Here is a 15044-nt window from a genome sequence, read left to right as displayed (position 1 = left end):
ATGCAACACTGTTGTACTTATAGCTCAAGGTGTTAAATATGTGCTGCCGTGCCGTGATCGCGGCACTGGAACACCATGGAGCGCAATACGTTTCGCTTCAACCGCGTTCGGCGGCGACATACTCTTTGACGTTCCAATCGCGGGGATCGTGTGCCGCGATCGGCACAGCGCGCTCGGGCGTCCCCTCGACCACTTCGGCCCAGCGCTCGGCGACGGTTTCGATCGTCAACGGTCTCTGGGTGAAGCCGGCGGTTTCGGCCAGGTAGACCCGATTCACCAGTCCACCGGCCCCGTTGATGGTGTCGCCGTTCACCGGGCAACTCTCATGCGACAGAAGCGCGGCGACGGGGGCCACCAATTCCGGCGGCAGCGCGGTCTTCGCCATCTGGTACATCGGCGAGCTCTCATCCTGTTGGGCGGCGACCATGCGGGTGAACGCACCGGGATTGAGATTGTTGACCTTTATGCCGTATGCGGCGCCCTCGCCGGCGAGCGCGCGGGTGAACGAGAATATTCCGCCTTTGCTCGTGCTGTATGCCACGAGGAGTGGTGCGCCGGCGAACGCCCCCGAGCCGGTATTGACGACGCGTCCGTAGCCGTTGGCTTTCATGTGCGGCCACGCCGCGCGGCAGGTCCAGATGGTGCCCATCAGATTGATGTCGATGTGCTGGCGGATATCGTGCGAGGTCATTTCATCGAATGCTGCGGCGATCGAGATGCCGGCGTTGTTGACCAGGACATCGACCCGGCCGAACGCATCGATCGCTGTGTGGATCAGCGCGGCCGCACCCTCCTCTGTTGCGATCGAATTGTGGTCTGCGACGGCGTTTCCGCCGGCGCGACGGATCTCCTCGACCACCGCGTCGGCTGACGCGGTTCCCTCATAGCCGGGTGCGACGCTACGGCCGATGTCGTTGACGACGACGTTCGCGCCGCGCTGGGCCAGCAGCAATGCGTGGGAGCGGCCGATGCTGGGATTACCGCCTGCGCCGGTGACGATCGCGGTGCGGCCGTCGAACCGAAGTTCAGTCACGGAGTGCCTTTCTCGATTGCTGTGGGTGGGTGCGCCGTCGCGACTGCGACCTGAGATCGGCGGCCAATGGGCGATGTGATGCTAACCACAACCCGATCAAATGTGCAACGGTGTTGTAATTTTACTCCGCCGTGGCAAACCCGGACGCAGCGAGTTCGGGCGATCGGTGTCAGCCGACGGCTGCTTCCATCGATGTCCTCGAGTTTTTGGCGGCGGTTTGTCCTGCGCGGTAACCGAACACCATGGCCGGACCGAGGGTGCCGCCCGCGCCGCCGTATGCCTTGCCGGTCACCCCGCCCATCGCATTGCCCGCGGCGAACAGGCCGGGGATCGGCGACCCGTTGACATGCAGCACACGACCGTCTCGGTCGGTGCGTGGCCCGCCCTTGGTGCCCATCGCGCCGACCTTGACCGGCACCGCGTAGTACGGCGCGGTGTCGAGTGGGCCGAGGGTCTGGCCGGCCGCGGTGGCAGCCGAATTGTCGCCCCAATACCCGTCGTAGGCGCTGGATCCGCGGCCGAAGTCGGGGTCGAGTTCGTTGGCGACGTTGCCATTCCACCGGGCCAGCGTCTCGGCCAGACCTTCGGGATCGATCCCGGTCTTGGCGGCGAGTTCGGCGATGGTGGCCGATTCGCAGAACCAGTCCGGCGCCGCGCCGCCTGGCTCGACACCGAGGAATCCGTAACGCTGCAGGTGCCCGGAGTCGAACACGATCCAGGCGGGGTCGTTGGCGTAGCCGATCTTGGGATCGAGGTACTGGAAGGCCCCCGCCATCGAATTGTATTCGCCTGCTTCGTTGAGGAAGCGCTTGCCGGCCCGGTTGACGATGACACTGCGCGGGCGGGTGCGTTCCAGGCGCACGCTGCGGCTGCGCGGGTGGCCGTCGATCGTGTCACCGGGGATCTGCACGATCGGAACCCACCACGCCTCACCCATGTTGGCCAGGTCGGCGCCGTGTGCCATGGCCATCCGCAGTCCGTCACCGGTGTTGTTCGGCGGCGACACCGCTCCGCGCATCGGCCCGCGCAGATAGGCCTCGACCAGCTTGGCGTCCCATTCGAATCCGCCGGTGGCCAGCACCACGCCGCTGCGGGCGCGGACCCGAACGTCGCTGCCGCCGGTGCAGCGCAGGCGCACTCCGGTGATGCCGGTGGCGTCACCGGTCAGTTCGACCGCGCGGGCCTCGGTGACCGGCTCGATGCCGCGATCGAGCAGGCCGTGCAGCAGACCGGCGATCAGCGCGGTACCGGCGACACAGAGATCGGCGTCGGGATCGTCGTAGACGGCGTGGATCCGTGCCCGGGTTTCGGCGTCGATGCCGACATTGCTGAAATCCGCTGGGAAGGAGGTGATCCGGTCCTTCCAGGCGCCGAGCTTGCTCCGGTCTACCGGCCCAGCGCTCAAGGACCGGCCGCCGCCGGGCCGCCCGCCGGGCAGTTCGGGTTTGTAATCGGGGAACCCCTCGGCGACCGCGAAGCGCAGCTCACTGTGTTCCTCGACGAAATCGAGCATCGCCGGGCCGGTGCGCACGAACGTGTCCACCAGATCGGCATCCATGTAACCGAGCGACTGCGCCTGCAGATAGTCGATGGCGTCGGAGACGGGCAATGGTCCGTCGGCGCTGCGGTCGTGGGCCGGTATCCACACGATGCCGCCGGAGACCGCGGTGGTCCCGCCCACGGTGGGTGCCTTCTCGTAGATCGCGACCGACGCGCCGTTGACCGAGGCGGTCAAAGCGGAGGTGAGCCCGGCGCCACCGCTGCCCAGTACGACGACGTCGACCTCGTCATCCCAGGCGAGTCCCTCGTTTCGCTGAGCCCCGTCGTGTTGCTGAGCCCCGTCGTTGTGGTGAGATTCGGTACGGGCCACTGTCATTCCTTTCAGTACAGGATCGCCGATAGTTCGTTTGCCGCTCGGACCACAGCGTCCTTGCCGCCCAGGACGACGTCTTCGCGGTGCGAGATGAGATTGATGCAGGTTGGCGGCGACGGCAGCCGCCGACGCACGGGTACTGCCAGGCCGTAGGTGTCCGGCTCGATTTCGCCGTGTGTGATCACCCAGCCCTGTTCGCGGGTCTGGCGGACCAGTTCGCGCTCGCCGGGACGCGGCGGCATGCTCGCCAGCAACGCCACTCCGGCCGCTCCGCGATCGAGCGGATGGCGGCTGCCCTCGTGGAAGGACAGTTGGTAGAACACCTGCGTCGGAACGATCACCGCGACGGCCACCTGCTGATCGCCCTCGGCCACCAGGAGGGACACCGTGCTGCCGAGTTCGTCGGCCAGTGCGCGCAACGTCGGGACGCTGAGCTGGCGCATGTTGTTGTCGAAGGACGAACCGAGCGCGGCCAGGCCGGCGCCGGGCCGGTAACGGCCGTCCTCACCCTTTGTCACATAACGGAACTGGCTCAAGGTGGCCAGCAGCCGGTAGGCGATCGTGCGGTGCGCCCCGACGTGGTCGGCGACCTGCTGCACCGTCAGCCCCGTCGGCGCCGCGGCAATGGCGGCGAGCGCGCTCAAACCGCGCGCCAGCGTCTGTGAGCCGGGCGCTCCCGTTCGAGTGCCTTCGGTCTTCGATTGTGGCTGCGGCTGGGTTGCTTTGGCCGGCATCGCGCCCCTCCTTGACAGATAGAACCGCGAGAGTGATGCTCTGATAATAATGCACGCGGATGTGCGCTATATGAGCAAAGTGCTTACAAATTCGGAGAACGACATTCTCCCTACCTCCGGAGAGGGGATCATGACAAGCACTGCGGCCGGGCCGGCATCCGGTTCCGTTTCGGCTACCGAACATGAGAGCGTCTGGGCTGATCTGCAGGGCGTCGCGTTCTCGCAGGGCTACCTCGATGTAGGCGGCGTACGTACCCGGTACCTGCATGCCGGTGATCCGAGCCTGCCCGTGCTGGTTCTGCTGCACGGGTCGGGCGGGCACGCCGAGGCCTATGTACGCAATCTGGAATCGCATGCCGAGCACTTCTCGACGTGGTCGATCGACATGCTCGGGCACGGCTACACCGACAAGCCCGGGCACCCGCTGGAGGTCGCCCACTACGTCGATCACCTGATCGGCTTCCTCGACGCGATCGGCGCGCAGCGGGCACACATCTCGGGGGAGTCGCTGGGTGGCTGGGTGGCCGCGCGGGCGGCTGCTGATCATCCGGACCGCGTAGACCGCCTGGTCCTCAACACCGCCGGTGGATCACAGGCTGACCCCGAAGTGATGAAGCGGATCATCACGCTCTCGATGGCGGCTGCGGAGAACCCGACGTGGGAGACGGTGCAGGCTCGGATCAAATGGTTGATGGCCGACAAGACAAAGGATTACGACGACATCGTGGCGAGCCGTCAGGCGGTGTACCGCCAGCCCGGTTTCGTCGCCGCGATGAGCGACATCATGGCACTGCAGGATCCGCAGATCCGCGCGCGGAACTTGCTGGGGGAGAAGGAGTACGGGTCGGTCACCGCACCCACGCTGGTGTTGTGGACCAGTGACGACCCGACCGCTGACGTCAGCGAGGGCCGGCGTATCGCGTCGATGATCCCCGGCGCCCGTTTCGAGGTCATGCCGGACTGTGGGCATTGGCCGCAGTACGAAGATCCTGAGACCTTCAACAAGCTGCATCTGGACTTCCTCTTGGATCGCGCGTGAGCGAGCAAGCGGCCGACGTCGTCATCGTCGGGGCCGGGCCGGTCGGCCTGACCTTGGCGAATATCCTTGGTATCTACGGTGTCCGCACCCTCGTGGTCGACGAACGCGACAGCCTCATCGACTACCCGCGGGGCGTCGGGCTCGACGACGAATCCCTGCGCACCTTCCAATCCATCGGGCTGGTCGAGGAGATCCTTCCGCACACCGTGCCCAACCAGATCCTCCGGTTCTACGACGGTCACCGCCGGCTGCTGGCCGAAATGGCTCCTCCCGACGCGCGATTCGGCTGGCCCAAGCGAAACGGGTTCGTGCAGCCTCTGGTCGACGCGCAACTGCTGGCCGGGCTCGACCGGTTCGAACATGTCCAGGTGGCCTGGGGCCGCCGGATGGAGACGGCGGCCGAAACCGCCGAGGGCGTGACGGTCGAGTTCGGTCCCGATGTTCCCGCGGTGCAGGCCCGCTACGTGGTGGGGTGCGACGGCGGACGCAGCGCAACTCGACGACTGATGGGTGTGTCGTTCGACGGCACCACCTCGTCGACCCGGTGGGTCGTGGTCGATCTGGCCAATGACCCGCTGGGGCATCCGAACAGCGAGGTCGGCGCCGACCCGGACCGCCCGTATGCCTCGATCTCGATCGCCCACGGCATCCGCCGGTTCGAGTTCATGATCCACGCCGACGAAACCGACGAGCAGGCCGAGGATCCCGAGTTCGTGGCTCGGCTGCTCGCCCCGTTCGTGCCGTATCCGGACAAGGTCGATGTGATCCGTCGCCGGGTCTACACCCATCATTCACGTATCGCCGCGAACTTCCGCAAGGGCCGCTTCCTGCTGGCCGGCGACGCCGCGCATCTGATGCCGGTCTGGCAGGGGCAGGGCTACAACAGCGGCATCCGGGATGCGGCCAACCTCGGCTGGAAGCTTGCTGCGGTGGTCAATGGCCAGGCCGACGACGCACTGCTGGACAGCTACGACACCGAGCGCCGCAAGCACGCGCGGGCCATGATCGACCTGTCCACATTGGTCGGGCGCGTCATCTCGCCGACCAACCGCAAGGTTGCGGCATTGCGGGACAAGCTGATTCGCGGTGCGTCGGTGGTTCCGGCACTCAAGCGCTATGTGCTGGAGATGCGGTTCAAGCCGATGCCCCGTTACGACCAGGGTGCGGTCTACCATCCGAAGCCTCCGACTCCGGACGCGCCGGCGGGCACGTTGTTCATCCAGCCCCGGGTGGATACCCGGGAGCAGACGAACGTGCTGCTCGACGACCTGATCGGGCTGAACTTCGCGGTGCTGTGCTGGAACAACAATCCGCGCGCGTTGCTCGGCGAGCAGACTTATCAGCGTTGGAAAGCCTTGGGCGCGAAGTTCATTGCCGCTCGGCCGCTTACCCAGCTGTTCTGGACCGGGCACGATGCCGACGGTGACGACGGCGCTGTCGTGATCGTCGGTGACCGTACGGGCGCGCTCAAATCCTGGTTCGACGTGCACGCCGAGTCTGTGCTCGTGCTGCGCCCGGACCGGTGCATCGCCGGTGCGGACATCGCCCAACGTGCGCCGGAACTGAGCGATGCCCTGTTCGACGTGCTTCATGTGCTGGAGGGAGGAGTGAACGGTGCCAGTAGCCCTGTGCTGTATGTCCCACAGCCCACTGCTGAATCTTCCGGGACCGTCGGCTGAACTCCTCGACGAGATAAGGGCAGCGGTCGGGAGTGCTCGCAAGTTTGTTGCCGACTACGACCCCGAGTTGGTCGTCACCTTCTCACCCGATCATTACAACGGGTTCTTCTACCGGCTGATGCCTCCGTTCTGCATCGGCACCGCCGCTGCCGGCGTGGGCGATTACGGCACATACGAGGGTGCGTTGAACGTTGCCGGTGACATCGCCCAGCAGTGCGCAGAAGCGGTGTGGCAGTCCGGTGTGGACATCGCGATCTCCACCAACATGGACGTCGACCACGGCACCGTGCAGCCGCTGCAGGAGTTGTTCGGCGAGGCGACCGCGCGTCCCATCGTGCCGATCTTCATCAACTCGGTCGCCACGCCGTTGGGCCCGCTGTCGCGGTCCCGCGCGCTGGGCGCGGCCGTGGGTGCCTACCTGGCAACACTCGACAAGCGCGTGCTGGTGCTGGGTTCCGGCGGGCTGTCACATGATCCGCCGGTGCCGACGCTGGACACCGCACCACCGGCGGCTCTGGACCGGATCGTGCACGGGGCCCCGATGACCGCGGAACAGCGCATGGCCCGCCAGAGCGCGGTGAGCCAGGCTGCTCACGACTTCGCCCACGGAGACAGTGCTCTGCGGCCGCTGAACCCCGAATGGGACCACGGCCTGCTGGAGATCTTCGACGAGGGCCGCCTGACCGATCTGGACAGCTGGTCCAACAGCTTCATCGCCGCCGAAGGGGGTAATTCGGCACACGAGATCCGTACCTGGGTGGCCGCCTTCGCGGCGCTGACAGCCAGCGGGCCGTACCGGACGGGAGACCACTTTTACCGGGCGGCACCGGAATTGATCGCAGGATTCGCAATCAGGACGGCGGTAGGAATCGCAGCATGACTTCAGATACTGACGCACAGACTGCCGAGCAGACGTTTGACGAAACGGTCGACGTGCTCATCGTCGGCTCAGGGGGTGGCGGCATGACGGCCGCGCTGGCCGCCGAGGCGGCCGGCCTCGACACGCTGATAGTCGAGAAGTCCTCCCATTTCGGCGGTTCCACGGCTCTGTCCGGCGGCGGCATCTGGGTGCCGGGGGCGCCGTCACAGCGCCGGGCCGGCTATGTACCCTCGCCGGACGGGGTGTTCGACTATCTGAAGCAGATCACCGACGGCACCGTCAGTGATGCGCGGTTGCGCAAGTACGTCGAGGCCGCACCGGAGATGATGGACTTCCTCGAGCACAACAGCGATTGGTTCGAGTTCGTCTGGAAGCCGGGCTACGCCGATTACTATCCCGAACTGCCCGGCGGTTCCGCGCAGGGCAGCACGATCAATGTTCCGGCCATCGATCTCCGCAAGCTCGGCGAGCATGAGCAGGAACTGCTCGCTCCGCTCGCGCTGGCGCCCAAGGGAATCTGGTTCGCGCCCAAGGACCTTCGCCTCTTCTATCAGATTCGGCAGAACTGGCGCGGCAAAGCCGTGCTGCTCAAGCTGATCTGGCGGATGGTGCGGGCCCGGGTGTTCGGCGACCGGATGGCGGCCATCGGCCAGTCTCTGGCCGCCCGGATGCGGTTGGCGCTCAAACAGCACGATGTCCCGCTGTGGCTGGACGCGCCGATGACCTCGCTGATCTCCGGTCCGGACGGCACGGTGCTGGGCGCCGTCGTCGAACGTGACGGCAAGCCGCTGCGGATCCGGGCCACCGGTGGCGTGATACTGGCATCAGGCGGCTTCGACCACGACATCGCGTGGCGCAAGGAGCATCTCCCGGTGCTGGAGAAGGACTGGAGCTTCGGCAATCCGGCGGCCACCGGCGACGGTATCCGGGCCGGCGAAAAGGTCGGCGGTGCCACCGACTTGCTCGACGAGGCGTGGTGGTTCCCGGCCATCTGCTGGCCCGACGGACGGCTGCAGTTCATGCTCAACGAGCGGATGATGCCGTCGCAGTTCGTGGTCAACGGCGAGGGCAAGCGGTTCATCAACGAAGCCGCCCCCTATATGGATTTCGCCCACGCGATGATCGAGGGACAGCAGTCGGGTATCGAACACATCCCGTGCTGGCTGGTCACCGACATCGATTCGTTCCACCGGTATGTGGTGGCCGGGCATCTGCCCATCCCGAAGATCCCGTTCGCCCCGGTTCCCACCGGGCGCAAGGTTCCTCAGGCGTGGCTGGATTCCGGCGTCGTGGTCGAGGGACACAGCTGGGAGGAGCTGGCCGGCAAGATCGGGGTGCCCGCGCCAAACCTCCGAGCCACCGCCGAACGGTTCAACCAGTTGGCCCAAGGTGGCCACGACGACGACTTCAACCGTGGCGACAGCGCATACGACAACTACTACGGAGATCCGACGCTGCCGAACCCCAATCTGCGTCCGCTCGGCAGGCCGCCGTACTACGCGTTCCAGATCATCCTCGGGGATCTGGGTACCTCAGGCGGCCTGCGCACCGATGAGCACGCTCGGGTCCTGCGGGCCGACGACTCTGTCGTGGCGGGCCTCTACGCGGTCGGCAACGTCTCGGCGGCGGTCATGGGACGCAGCTACGCCGGTGCCGGCGCGACCATCGGGCCTGCGATGACTTTCGGGTATGTGGCGGCCAGACACATCGCACAGGCTCAAAGTCCTGTCGTGCAACCAGTTTCACCAGCCGCCATTTCGAAGATCCAGGACACCGTCAGCAACCCATCAGGAGGAAACCGATGAAGATTTCGCTGTTCTACGAGTTCCCGCTGCCCCGGCCGTGGTCGGAGGATGACGAACATCAACTGTTCCAGCACGGCCTCACCGAGGTGGAGGCCGCCGACAAGGCCGGCTTCTCCACCGTCTGGCTGACCGAGCACCACTTCCTCGAGGAGTACTGCCACTCCACCGCTCCGGAGATGTTCCTGGCCGCCGCCAGCCAGCGCACCAAGGACATCCGATTGGGATTCGGTGTCATGCACCTGCCCCCGCCGATCAATCACCCGGCTCGTATCGCCGAGCGCGTCGCCACCCTGGATCACTTGTCCAACGGCCGGGTCGAATTCGGCACCGGTGAGGGCTCCTCGGTCGCCGAGTTGGGTGGTTTCGACATCGACCCAGCTGACAAGCGCACGATGTGGGAGGAGGCCCTTGAGGTCTCGATCCGCTGTATGACGGAGGCGCCGTTCACCGGGTTCAAGGGCGAGCACGTCGAGATGCCTGCACGCAACGTCATTCCCAAACCGCTGCAGAAGCCGCATCCCCCCGTCTGGGTGGCGTGCACGCGGCCGTCCTCGGTGCAGATGGCCGCCCAGAAGGCGATCGGTGCGCTGAGCTTCGCCTACACCGGTCCCGAGGCGCTCAAAGAGCGGGTTGACGGGTACTACAAGGAATTCGAAGAGCAGGGTGCACCCATCACCCCCGCGATCAATCCCAATGTTCTTGCCATCGGCGGTGACCTGTCGATGATGGTGGCCAAATCCGACGACGAGGCACTCAAGCGGCTCGGCATCGGGGGTGGCTTCTTCTCGTTCGGCATCATGCACTACTACCTGACCGGGATGCACACGCCCGGCCGTACCAAGGTGTGGGAGCGGTACGAGGAAGCGGTCAAGGAAGATCCCACGCTGGCCTACGGACCGGGCCGCGGCGCCATCGGTTCTCCCGACACCGTGCGTGAATTCCTGCGCAGCTACGAGGCGAGCGGTGTCGACGAGATCATCCTGCTGCTCAACCCACGCAGCCATGAGGGCACCATGGAATCCATCGAGATCATGGGCAAGGAGGTCCTGCCCGAGTTCATCGAACGGGATGCAAAGGCGGTGGCGGACAAGGCCAAGCGCCTGGAGCCGGTGATCGAGAAGGTCGAGTCGCGTCGCCGTCCGTCGGAGGCCCCGCTGTTCGACGAGACCTACGCATTCGGCGGGCTGCCCACCGGCCGCGACAAGTTCACCGCCGGTGAGATCCCCGAGGCGATGGCCGAGATCAACGAGGGCCGAGTCAAGGCGGCCCAGGCGGAGAAGGAAGCCCGCGGGAAGTCGGATTGAGAACAAGCCGACCAAGAGGAACCGCACACGTGACCCCGATCAGCGAGTTGGTGCGCTACGACGGCAAACATGTGGTGGTCACCGGCTGCGGGTCGGGCATCGGCGCCGAGGTCAGCCGTACGTTGGCTGAGCTCGGCGCCCGGGTGACGGGCCTCGACGTCCGGCCGCCCGATCACTTGCCCGAACAGTTCATCGAAATGGACCTGGCGGACCCTGAATCCGTCGACCACGCTGCCGCGGCTGTCGATGGACCGGTGGACGCGCTGTTCAACGTGGCCGGCGTGTCTTCCGGAATCGGCGATCCGCTGTTGGTGGTGCGAATCAACTTCTTGGGTACGCGCCAGTTCACCGAGGCGGTTGAGGACCGCATCGAAGTGGGCGGATCGATCACCTCGGTGTCCTCGCTCGCGGCATCGGGATACCGCGAAAATATCGCCACGACAGCGGGATTGCTGAAGACCCGATCGGTCGGCGAGGGGTTGCAGTGGTGCGCCGACCATCCCGGGGCCCTGTCTGACGGTGGCTACCGGTTGTCGAAGGAGGCGATGATTCTCTACGGGATGTGGCGGGTCACCGAACTCGGCGCCCGCGGGATCCGGATCAACTGCACCGGGCCGGGGGTCACCGAGACGCCGATACTGGACCAATTGCGCTCGGCCTACGGGCAGCAGTACCTCGATTCGTTCACCACGCCTTTGGGCCGCAATTCCGAGGCCGCCGAGCAGGCCTCGCTCCTGGCATACCTGGGCAGTCCGGCCGCAAGTTATGTGACCGGGCAGGTGATCTGGGCCGACGGCGGCATTCTCGCCCAGCGGGAGGCATCGCTGGTCGATGCTGTAGTCGACCCTGAGCAGAGGAGCTGAGCGTGGCCGGGACGATGAGCGACTTTCGCAATGTCGCTGACGATGTGCGCAACTGGGGACGCTGGGGCGATGCCGACGAACTCGGGACGCTCAACCTGATCACGTCGGAGAAGGTTGCCGAGGGTGCATCACTGGTCAAGCACGGCAAGGTTTTCGCGCTCGGCGGCGACTTCTCCTCAGCGGGGCCGCAGGGCGCGTTCCAGTTCCGGCAAAACCCGACGCACGTGATGACGGTGGACGGCGGGGATGCCAACACGCTGGCGCAGTACGGCCCGCAGTGGCTGCGCAACTCGGTGGCCCATCAGGTCAGCGAGTTCTTCGTTGACAACCCGTTCCGCTTCAACGACGACATGATCGTGATGCCCCTCCAGGCGGCCACCCAGTGGGACGCGCTGTCGCACGTGTACTACGAGGACAAGCTCTACAACGGCTTCCCGGCCGATTCGGTCACCAGCTTCGGCGCCTTCCACTGCGGTATCGACAAGGTGGACGCGAAGGGCATCACCTCGCGCGGTGTGCTGCTGGACGTGGTCCGCCACCGCGGCGCCGGGCAGTTCCTGCAACCGGGCAATCCGATCACCCCGGCCGAACTCGACGACGTCGCGAGGGCGCAAGGCGTCACCGTCACGTCCGGGGACATCGTGGTGGTGCACACCGGTTGGTGGACCAGGTTTCTGGCAACAGGCGACGGCGCCGAACCGGGATCGGGACTGGATTGGCGGTGTGCCTCGTGGCTGCACGACCACCAGGTGGCCGCCGTGGCCGCCGACAACCTGATGGTCGAAGATCCGGATCCGGCCAATGGAGTCGAGGGCACTTTCCTGCCGATGCACATGCTGTGCCTGCGCGATATGGGCCTGATGCTCGGCGAGTACTGGGACCTGGGAGCGCTGGCGGATGACTGCGCGGACGACGGGGTATACGAGTTCCAGCTCATCGCCCCGCCGCTGCGGGTGACCGGGGCCGTCGGTTCGCCGGTGAATCCCATTGCGATCAAGTGAGGAACTATGACGCCAACTGAGAAGGTCCCGTTCGTCGTCGGGCTCGGTGGCACCCTGCGCGCCGACTCCTCGACCGAGCGGGCCGTGCGCTACTGCCTGGAATCGGTGGAGCGGCAGGGGGGTAGGACCCGGATGTTCGCCGGGCCCGACCTGGAACTGCCGATGTACGCACCGCATTCCCTGGAGCGCACACCCGCGGCCCTGGAGTTCGTCTCCGCGCTTCGTGACGCCGACGCGGTGGTGGTGGGTTCGCCCGGCTACCACGGCGCGATCTCCGGTCTGGTCAAGAACGCGCTGGACTACATCGAGGATCTGCGGGAGGATCCCCGGGTCTACCTGGACAACACCCCGTGGGGCTGCATCAGCTGCGCCTACGGGTGGCAGGCCGCGGTGGGCACGCTGAGCCAGTTGCGCTCGATCGGCCACGCCCTGCGGGCCTGGCCGACTCCGCTGGGGGTGGCGATCAATTCGGCCGACAAAATCTGGTCTGAGACAGGCGAATTGGCCGAAGGCCCGGTTCGCGATCAACTCGACATGCTGGCCAATCAGGTGCTGACGTTCGCCCGGTCCAACGGAGCCGCGCAGTGACGACTCAGCGCACATTCGAGCGCCGCAACGTCGAGATCGACGGGCTGGCCACCAGCTACCTCGAGGCGGGGCAAGGTGACGCCGTCGTGCTCTTGCACGGCGGAGAGTTCGGTGTCGGGGCCGAATTGGGTTGGGAGCGTGTCATCGACACACTCGCCGAGCGCTATCGGGTGCTTGCCCCGGACATGCTGGGTTTCGGTGAGAGCGCCAAGGTCATCGACTTCAACGACGGCCGGGGCATGCGGATTCGTCACATCGCCCGATTCTGTGCCGAACTCGGCGTCGTGCAAGCACATTTCGTGGGTAACTCGATGGGGGCGATCAACCTGCTGGTCGATGCCACCTCGGACGCCCCGCGGCTCCCGGCGCGATCGCTCACCGCGATCTGTGGGGGAGGCGAGATCCAGCGCAACGAACATTCGGCGGCGTTGTACGACTACGACGCCACGCCTGCCGGGATGCGACGCATCGTCACCGCGCTGTTCGCCGACCCGGCCTATCCGGCCGACGAGGCGTACGTGCAACGGAGATATGAGTCGAGCATCGCGCCGGGTGCCTGGGAATCCTTGGCCGCGGCCCGGTTTCGGAGGCCCGGCCTCCAACCGCCGGCGATGCCGTCGTCGCATCGGGCCTACGACCGCATCGGTGTGCCGGCCATGATCATCGAGGGGGATCGTGACAAGCTGCTGCCGTCCGGTTGGGCCGCCGAGATCGCCGGCCAGATCGGCGGTGCCCGTAGTGCGGTGATACCCGATGCCGGGCACTGCCCGCAGATCGAACAGCCGGCCGCGCTCACCGCGGTGCTGCTGGATTTCCTGTCGTCAGTGTGAGGCTTTCGGAGTCGCATCCGTTCGGCGCAGCAGTGCCGCGGCCGTGCCGCCGCCGCACAGTGCGACGAGTCCCGAGACGACCAGCGCTGCGACCAATCCGTGGGTCGGACGGGTGGATTGACTCAACGCGCCGCACACCGCGATGCCGATGGTGAGTCCGAGCTGACGTGCTGAGTTGGCAGCGGCGGCGGCGGTCCCGGCTCGCTCGGCCGGTACCGACGTCGCCGCCACTGCGGGCAGCACAGGCGATACGACGCCGGCACCGACACCGCTGAGGATGAGCGCGACGATCAACGCGGTCCAGTGCGGCCAATGCAATAGCGCGACCCCGGACAGGCAGGCCAGCCCGGTCAACACCGTTCCGCCGCCCAGAACCCGGGCACGGGACGCGTCATGCAATTGGGCGCTCAGTCCCAACGATATGACGATGAACGCCACCAACTGGATGGAGAGAATCAACGCAGCCTGAAACGGGCCCATGTGCTGCGAGTCCTGAAGCCAACGCGAGAGCACGGGCAGTGCGGCGAACGCGGCGAAGTAGTAGGCGAAGCCGACGAGCAGTACGGCGACGAAGCCGTGGGTGGCGAAGAGTGTGGCGGGCAGAACCGGCTGGGCGGCACGGCGCTGGGCCGGGATGAGGAACAACAACGACGCAGCGGCCACGGCAATACCGCCGAGGGTGCCCGCGGTGGTCCAACCGTGCTCCCCGCCGTTGATCACGGCGAAAGTCGTTCCTGTCATCGCTGTCGTGAGAAGGGCGGTTCCCGCAACGTCGACGCGCGTGCGCGCCGGGCGTTCGCGGGGTAGTGAGATCGCGCCGATCGTCACCGCGACCGCGCATATCGGGACGGCTGCCACGAATAGCCAACGCCAGGTGACGAATTCGGTCACAGCACCGCCGGCAACGGTGCCCACGGTGCTGCCGGCACCGGCGACAGCGCCCCACACGGCGAACGCGATCCCGCGGGCGCGGCCGTCGTAGCACTGCGTCAGCAGCGGAACAACCGTGGCGAAGACGGCGGCGCCGCCGATGCCCTGGGCTCCGCGGGCGGCGATGAGCATGCCGCCGGTGGTCGCCGCTGCACAGGCGACAGACGCCGTGCCGAGACCGGCCAAGCCGATCAGAAACAGCTGCCGGTGTCCGATCCGATCGCCGAGGGAACCCATGGCCAGCACGAGTGCGGCCAGCGCCAGGGTGTAGACGTCGATGATCCATTGCGACACGGCAAATCCGGAGCCAACCGATTCCGCGATGACGGGCGCGCTGACCGTCACGACCGTGGTGTAGGCCAGCAGAAGGAATGTCCCCAGGCAGCACGTCGCAAGGGGGCGCCAGTCGGTACACGGGTCGGTCGTGGACTGTTGGGTCACCGCATTTTCGGAACGCATGTGGGTCAACCTGGTGTAATTGTCTT

General features: G+C 66.3%; 13 protein-coding genes. 9 read left to right on the top strand and 4 right to left on the bottom strand.

Annotation, left to right across the window (positions count from 1 at the left end; all coding sequences use genetic code 11):
- Nucleotides 1–97 precede the first annotated feature (97 nt).
- The 3 genes from QQ25_RS22175 to QQ25_RS22165 all read right to left on the bottom strand — a co-directional run bounded on the left by QQ25_RS22175 (nucleotide 98) and on the right by QQ25_RS22165 (nucleotide 3640).
- Nucleotides 98–1033, bottom strand: a complete 936-nt coding sequence (locus tag QQ25_RS22175; RefSeq protein ID WP_052235958.1) for an SDR family NAD(P)-dependent oxidoreductase — start codon at nucleotides 1031–1033, stop codon at nucleotides 98–100.
- A 169-nt stretch (nucleotides 1034–1202) separates the two neighbouring features.
- On the bottom strand, nucleotides 1203–2909 hold the full coding sequence (locus QQ25_RS22170) for an FAD-dependent oxidoreductase (RefSeq protein ID WP_234711951.1): 1707 nt from the start codon (nucleotides 2907–2909) through the stop codon (nucleotides 1203–1205).
- Between the two features lie 5 nt (nucleotides 2910–2914).
- Nucleotides 2915–3640 carry an IclR family transcriptional regulator gene (locus QQ25_RS22165; RefSeq protein ID WP_039322815.1) on the bottom strand — a complete coding sequence of 242 codons (726 nt, stop codon included), beginning with the start codon at nucleotides 3638–3640 and terminating at the stop codon, nucleotides 2915–2917.
- Nucleotides 3641–3770: 130 nt separating this feature from the next.
- Between QQ25_RS22165 and QQ25_RS22160 the strand changes: the two genes are divergently transcribed.
- From QQ25_RS22160 to QQ25_RS22120, 9 genes are read left to right on the top strand one after another with little or no spacing between them, the layout of a single operon-like run.
- Nucleotides 3771–4679 (top strand): alpha/beta fold hydrolase, encoded by a 909-nt coding sequence (locus QQ25_RS22160; RefSeq protein WP_039380986.1) that lies wholly within the window; start codon nucleotides 3771–3773, stop codon nucleotides 4677–4679.
- Complete coding sequence (locus QQ25_RS22155) at nucleotides 4676–6358, top strand: bifunctional 3-(3-hydroxy-phenyl)propionate/3-hydroxycinnamic acid hydroxylase (protein ID WP_039380984.1); 1683 nt, start codon at nucleotides 4676–4678, stop codon at nucleotides 6356–6358. Before QQ25_RS22160 ends, QQ25_RS22155 begins: the two co-directional genes overlap by 4 nt.
- Nucleotides 6315–7238, top strand: coding sequence for a 3-carboxyethylcatechol 2,3-dioxygenase (locus QQ25_RS22150; protein WP_039380982.1), 924 nt, complete (start codon nucleotides 6315–6317; stop codon nucleotides 7236–7238). The genes QQ25_RS22155 and QQ25_RS22150 overlap by 44 nt, the downstream gene beginning before the upstream one ends.
- Nucleotides 7235–9043: an FAD-binding protein gene (locus tag QQ25_RS22145; protein WP_039380981.1), complete on the top strand. Its 1809-nt coding sequence runs from the start codon at nucleotides 7235–7237 to the stop codon at nucleotides 9041–9043. The genes QQ25_RS22150 and QQ25_RS22145 overlap by 4 nt, the downstream gene beginning before the upstream one ends.
- Nucleotides 9040–10347, top strand: a complete 1308-nt coding sequence (locus QQ25_RS22140) for an LLM class flavin-dependent oxidoreductase (RefSeq protein ID WP_039322802.1) — start codon at nucleotides 9040–9042, stop codon at nucleotides 10345–10347. Before QQ25_RS22145 ends, QQ25_RS22140 begins: the two co-directional genes overlap by 4 nt.
- Nucleotides 10348–10376: 29 nt before the next feature.
- Nucleotides 10377–11210: a coniferyl-alcohol dehydrogenase gene (locus tag QQ25_RS22135; protein WP_039322799.1), complete on the top strand. Its 834-nt coding sequence runs from the start codon at nucleotides 10377–10379 to the stop codon at nucleotides 11208–11210.
- 14 nt (nucleotides 11211–11224) lie between these two features.
- Nucleotides 11225–12211: a cyclase family protein gene (locus QQ25_RS22130; protein WP_101906125.1), complete on the top strand. Its 987-nt coding sequence runs from the start codon at nucleotides 11225–11227 to the stop codon at nucleotides 12209–12211.
- A 6-nt stretch (nucleotides 12212–12217) separates the two neighbouring features.
- A complete protein-coding gene (locus QQ25_RS22125; RefSeq protein ID WP_039380977.1) occupies nucleotides 12218–12799 on the top strand; it encodes an NADPH-dependent FMN reductase in 582 nt (193 codons plus the stop codon).
- Nucleotides 12796–13629, top strand: a complete 834-nt coding sequence (locus QQ25_RS22120; protein ID WP_039380976.1) for an alpha/beta fold hydrolase — start codon at nucleotides 12796–12798, stop codon at nucleotides 13627–13629. Before QQ25_RS22125 ends, QQ25_RS22120 begins: the two co-directional genes overlap by 4 nt.
- Here the strand turns inward: QQ25_RS22120 and QQ25_RS22115 are convergent.
- Nucleotides 13621–15018, bottom strand: coding sequence for an MFS transporter (locus QQ25_RS22115; RefSeq protein WP_039380974.1), 1398 nt, complete (start codon nucleotides 15016–15018; stop codon nucleotides 13621–13623). The genes QQ25_RS22120 and QQ25_RS22115 overlap by 9 nt on opposite strands.
- Between the last annotated feature and the right edge of the window lie 26 nt (nucleotides 15019–15044).

The organism is Mycolicibacterium setense, assembly GCF_000805385.1.
GTDB lineage: Bacteria > Actinomycetota > Actinomycetes > Mycobacteriales > Mycobacteriaceae > Mycobacterium > Mycobacterium setense.
The sequence above is the reverse complement of the archived record's forward strand: the minus strand, read 5'-3'. Positions and strand labels throughout refer to the sequence as shown.

Excerpts from the sequence above, each read along its gene's own strand:
- QQ25_RS22145 (WP_039380981.1), top strand. The coding sequence starts at position 7,235 with ATGACTTCAGATACTGACGCACAGACTGCCGAGCAGACGTTTGACGAA.
- QQ25_RS22150 (WP_039380982.1), top strand. The coding sequence starts at position 6,315 with ATGTCCCACAGCCCACTGCTGAATCTTCCGGGACCGTCGGCTGAACTC.
- QQ25_RS22125 (WP_039380977.1), top strand. The coding sequence starts at position 12,218 with ATGACGCCAACTGAGAAGGTCCCGTTCGTCGTCGGGCTCGGTGGCACC.
- QQ25_RS22130 (WP_101906125.1), top strand. The coding sequence starts at position 11,225 with ATGAGCGACTTTCGCAATGTCGCTGACGATGTGCGCAACTGGGGACGC.
- QQ25_RS22140 (WP_039322802.1), top strand. The coding sequence starts at position 9,040 with ATGAAGATTTCGCTGTTCTACGAGTTCCCGCTGCCCCGGCCGTGGTCG.
- QQ25_RS22170 (WP_234711951.1), bottom strand. The coding sequence starts at position 2,909 with ATGACAGTGGCCCGTACCGAATCTCACCACAACGACGGGGCTCAGCAA.
- QQ25_RS22165 (WP_039322815.1), bottom strand. The coding sequence starts at position 3,640 with ATGCCGGCCAAAGCAACCCAGCCGCAGCCACAATCGAAGACCGAAGGC.
- QQ25_RS22115 (WP_039380974.1), bottom strand. The coding sequence starts at position 15,018 with ATGCGTTCCGAAAATGCGGTGACCCAACAGTCCACGACCGACCCGTGT.
- QQ25_RS22160 (WP_039380986.1), top strand. The coding sequence starts at position 3,771 with ATGACAAGCACTGCGGCCGGGCCGGCATCCGGTTCCGTTTCGGCTACC.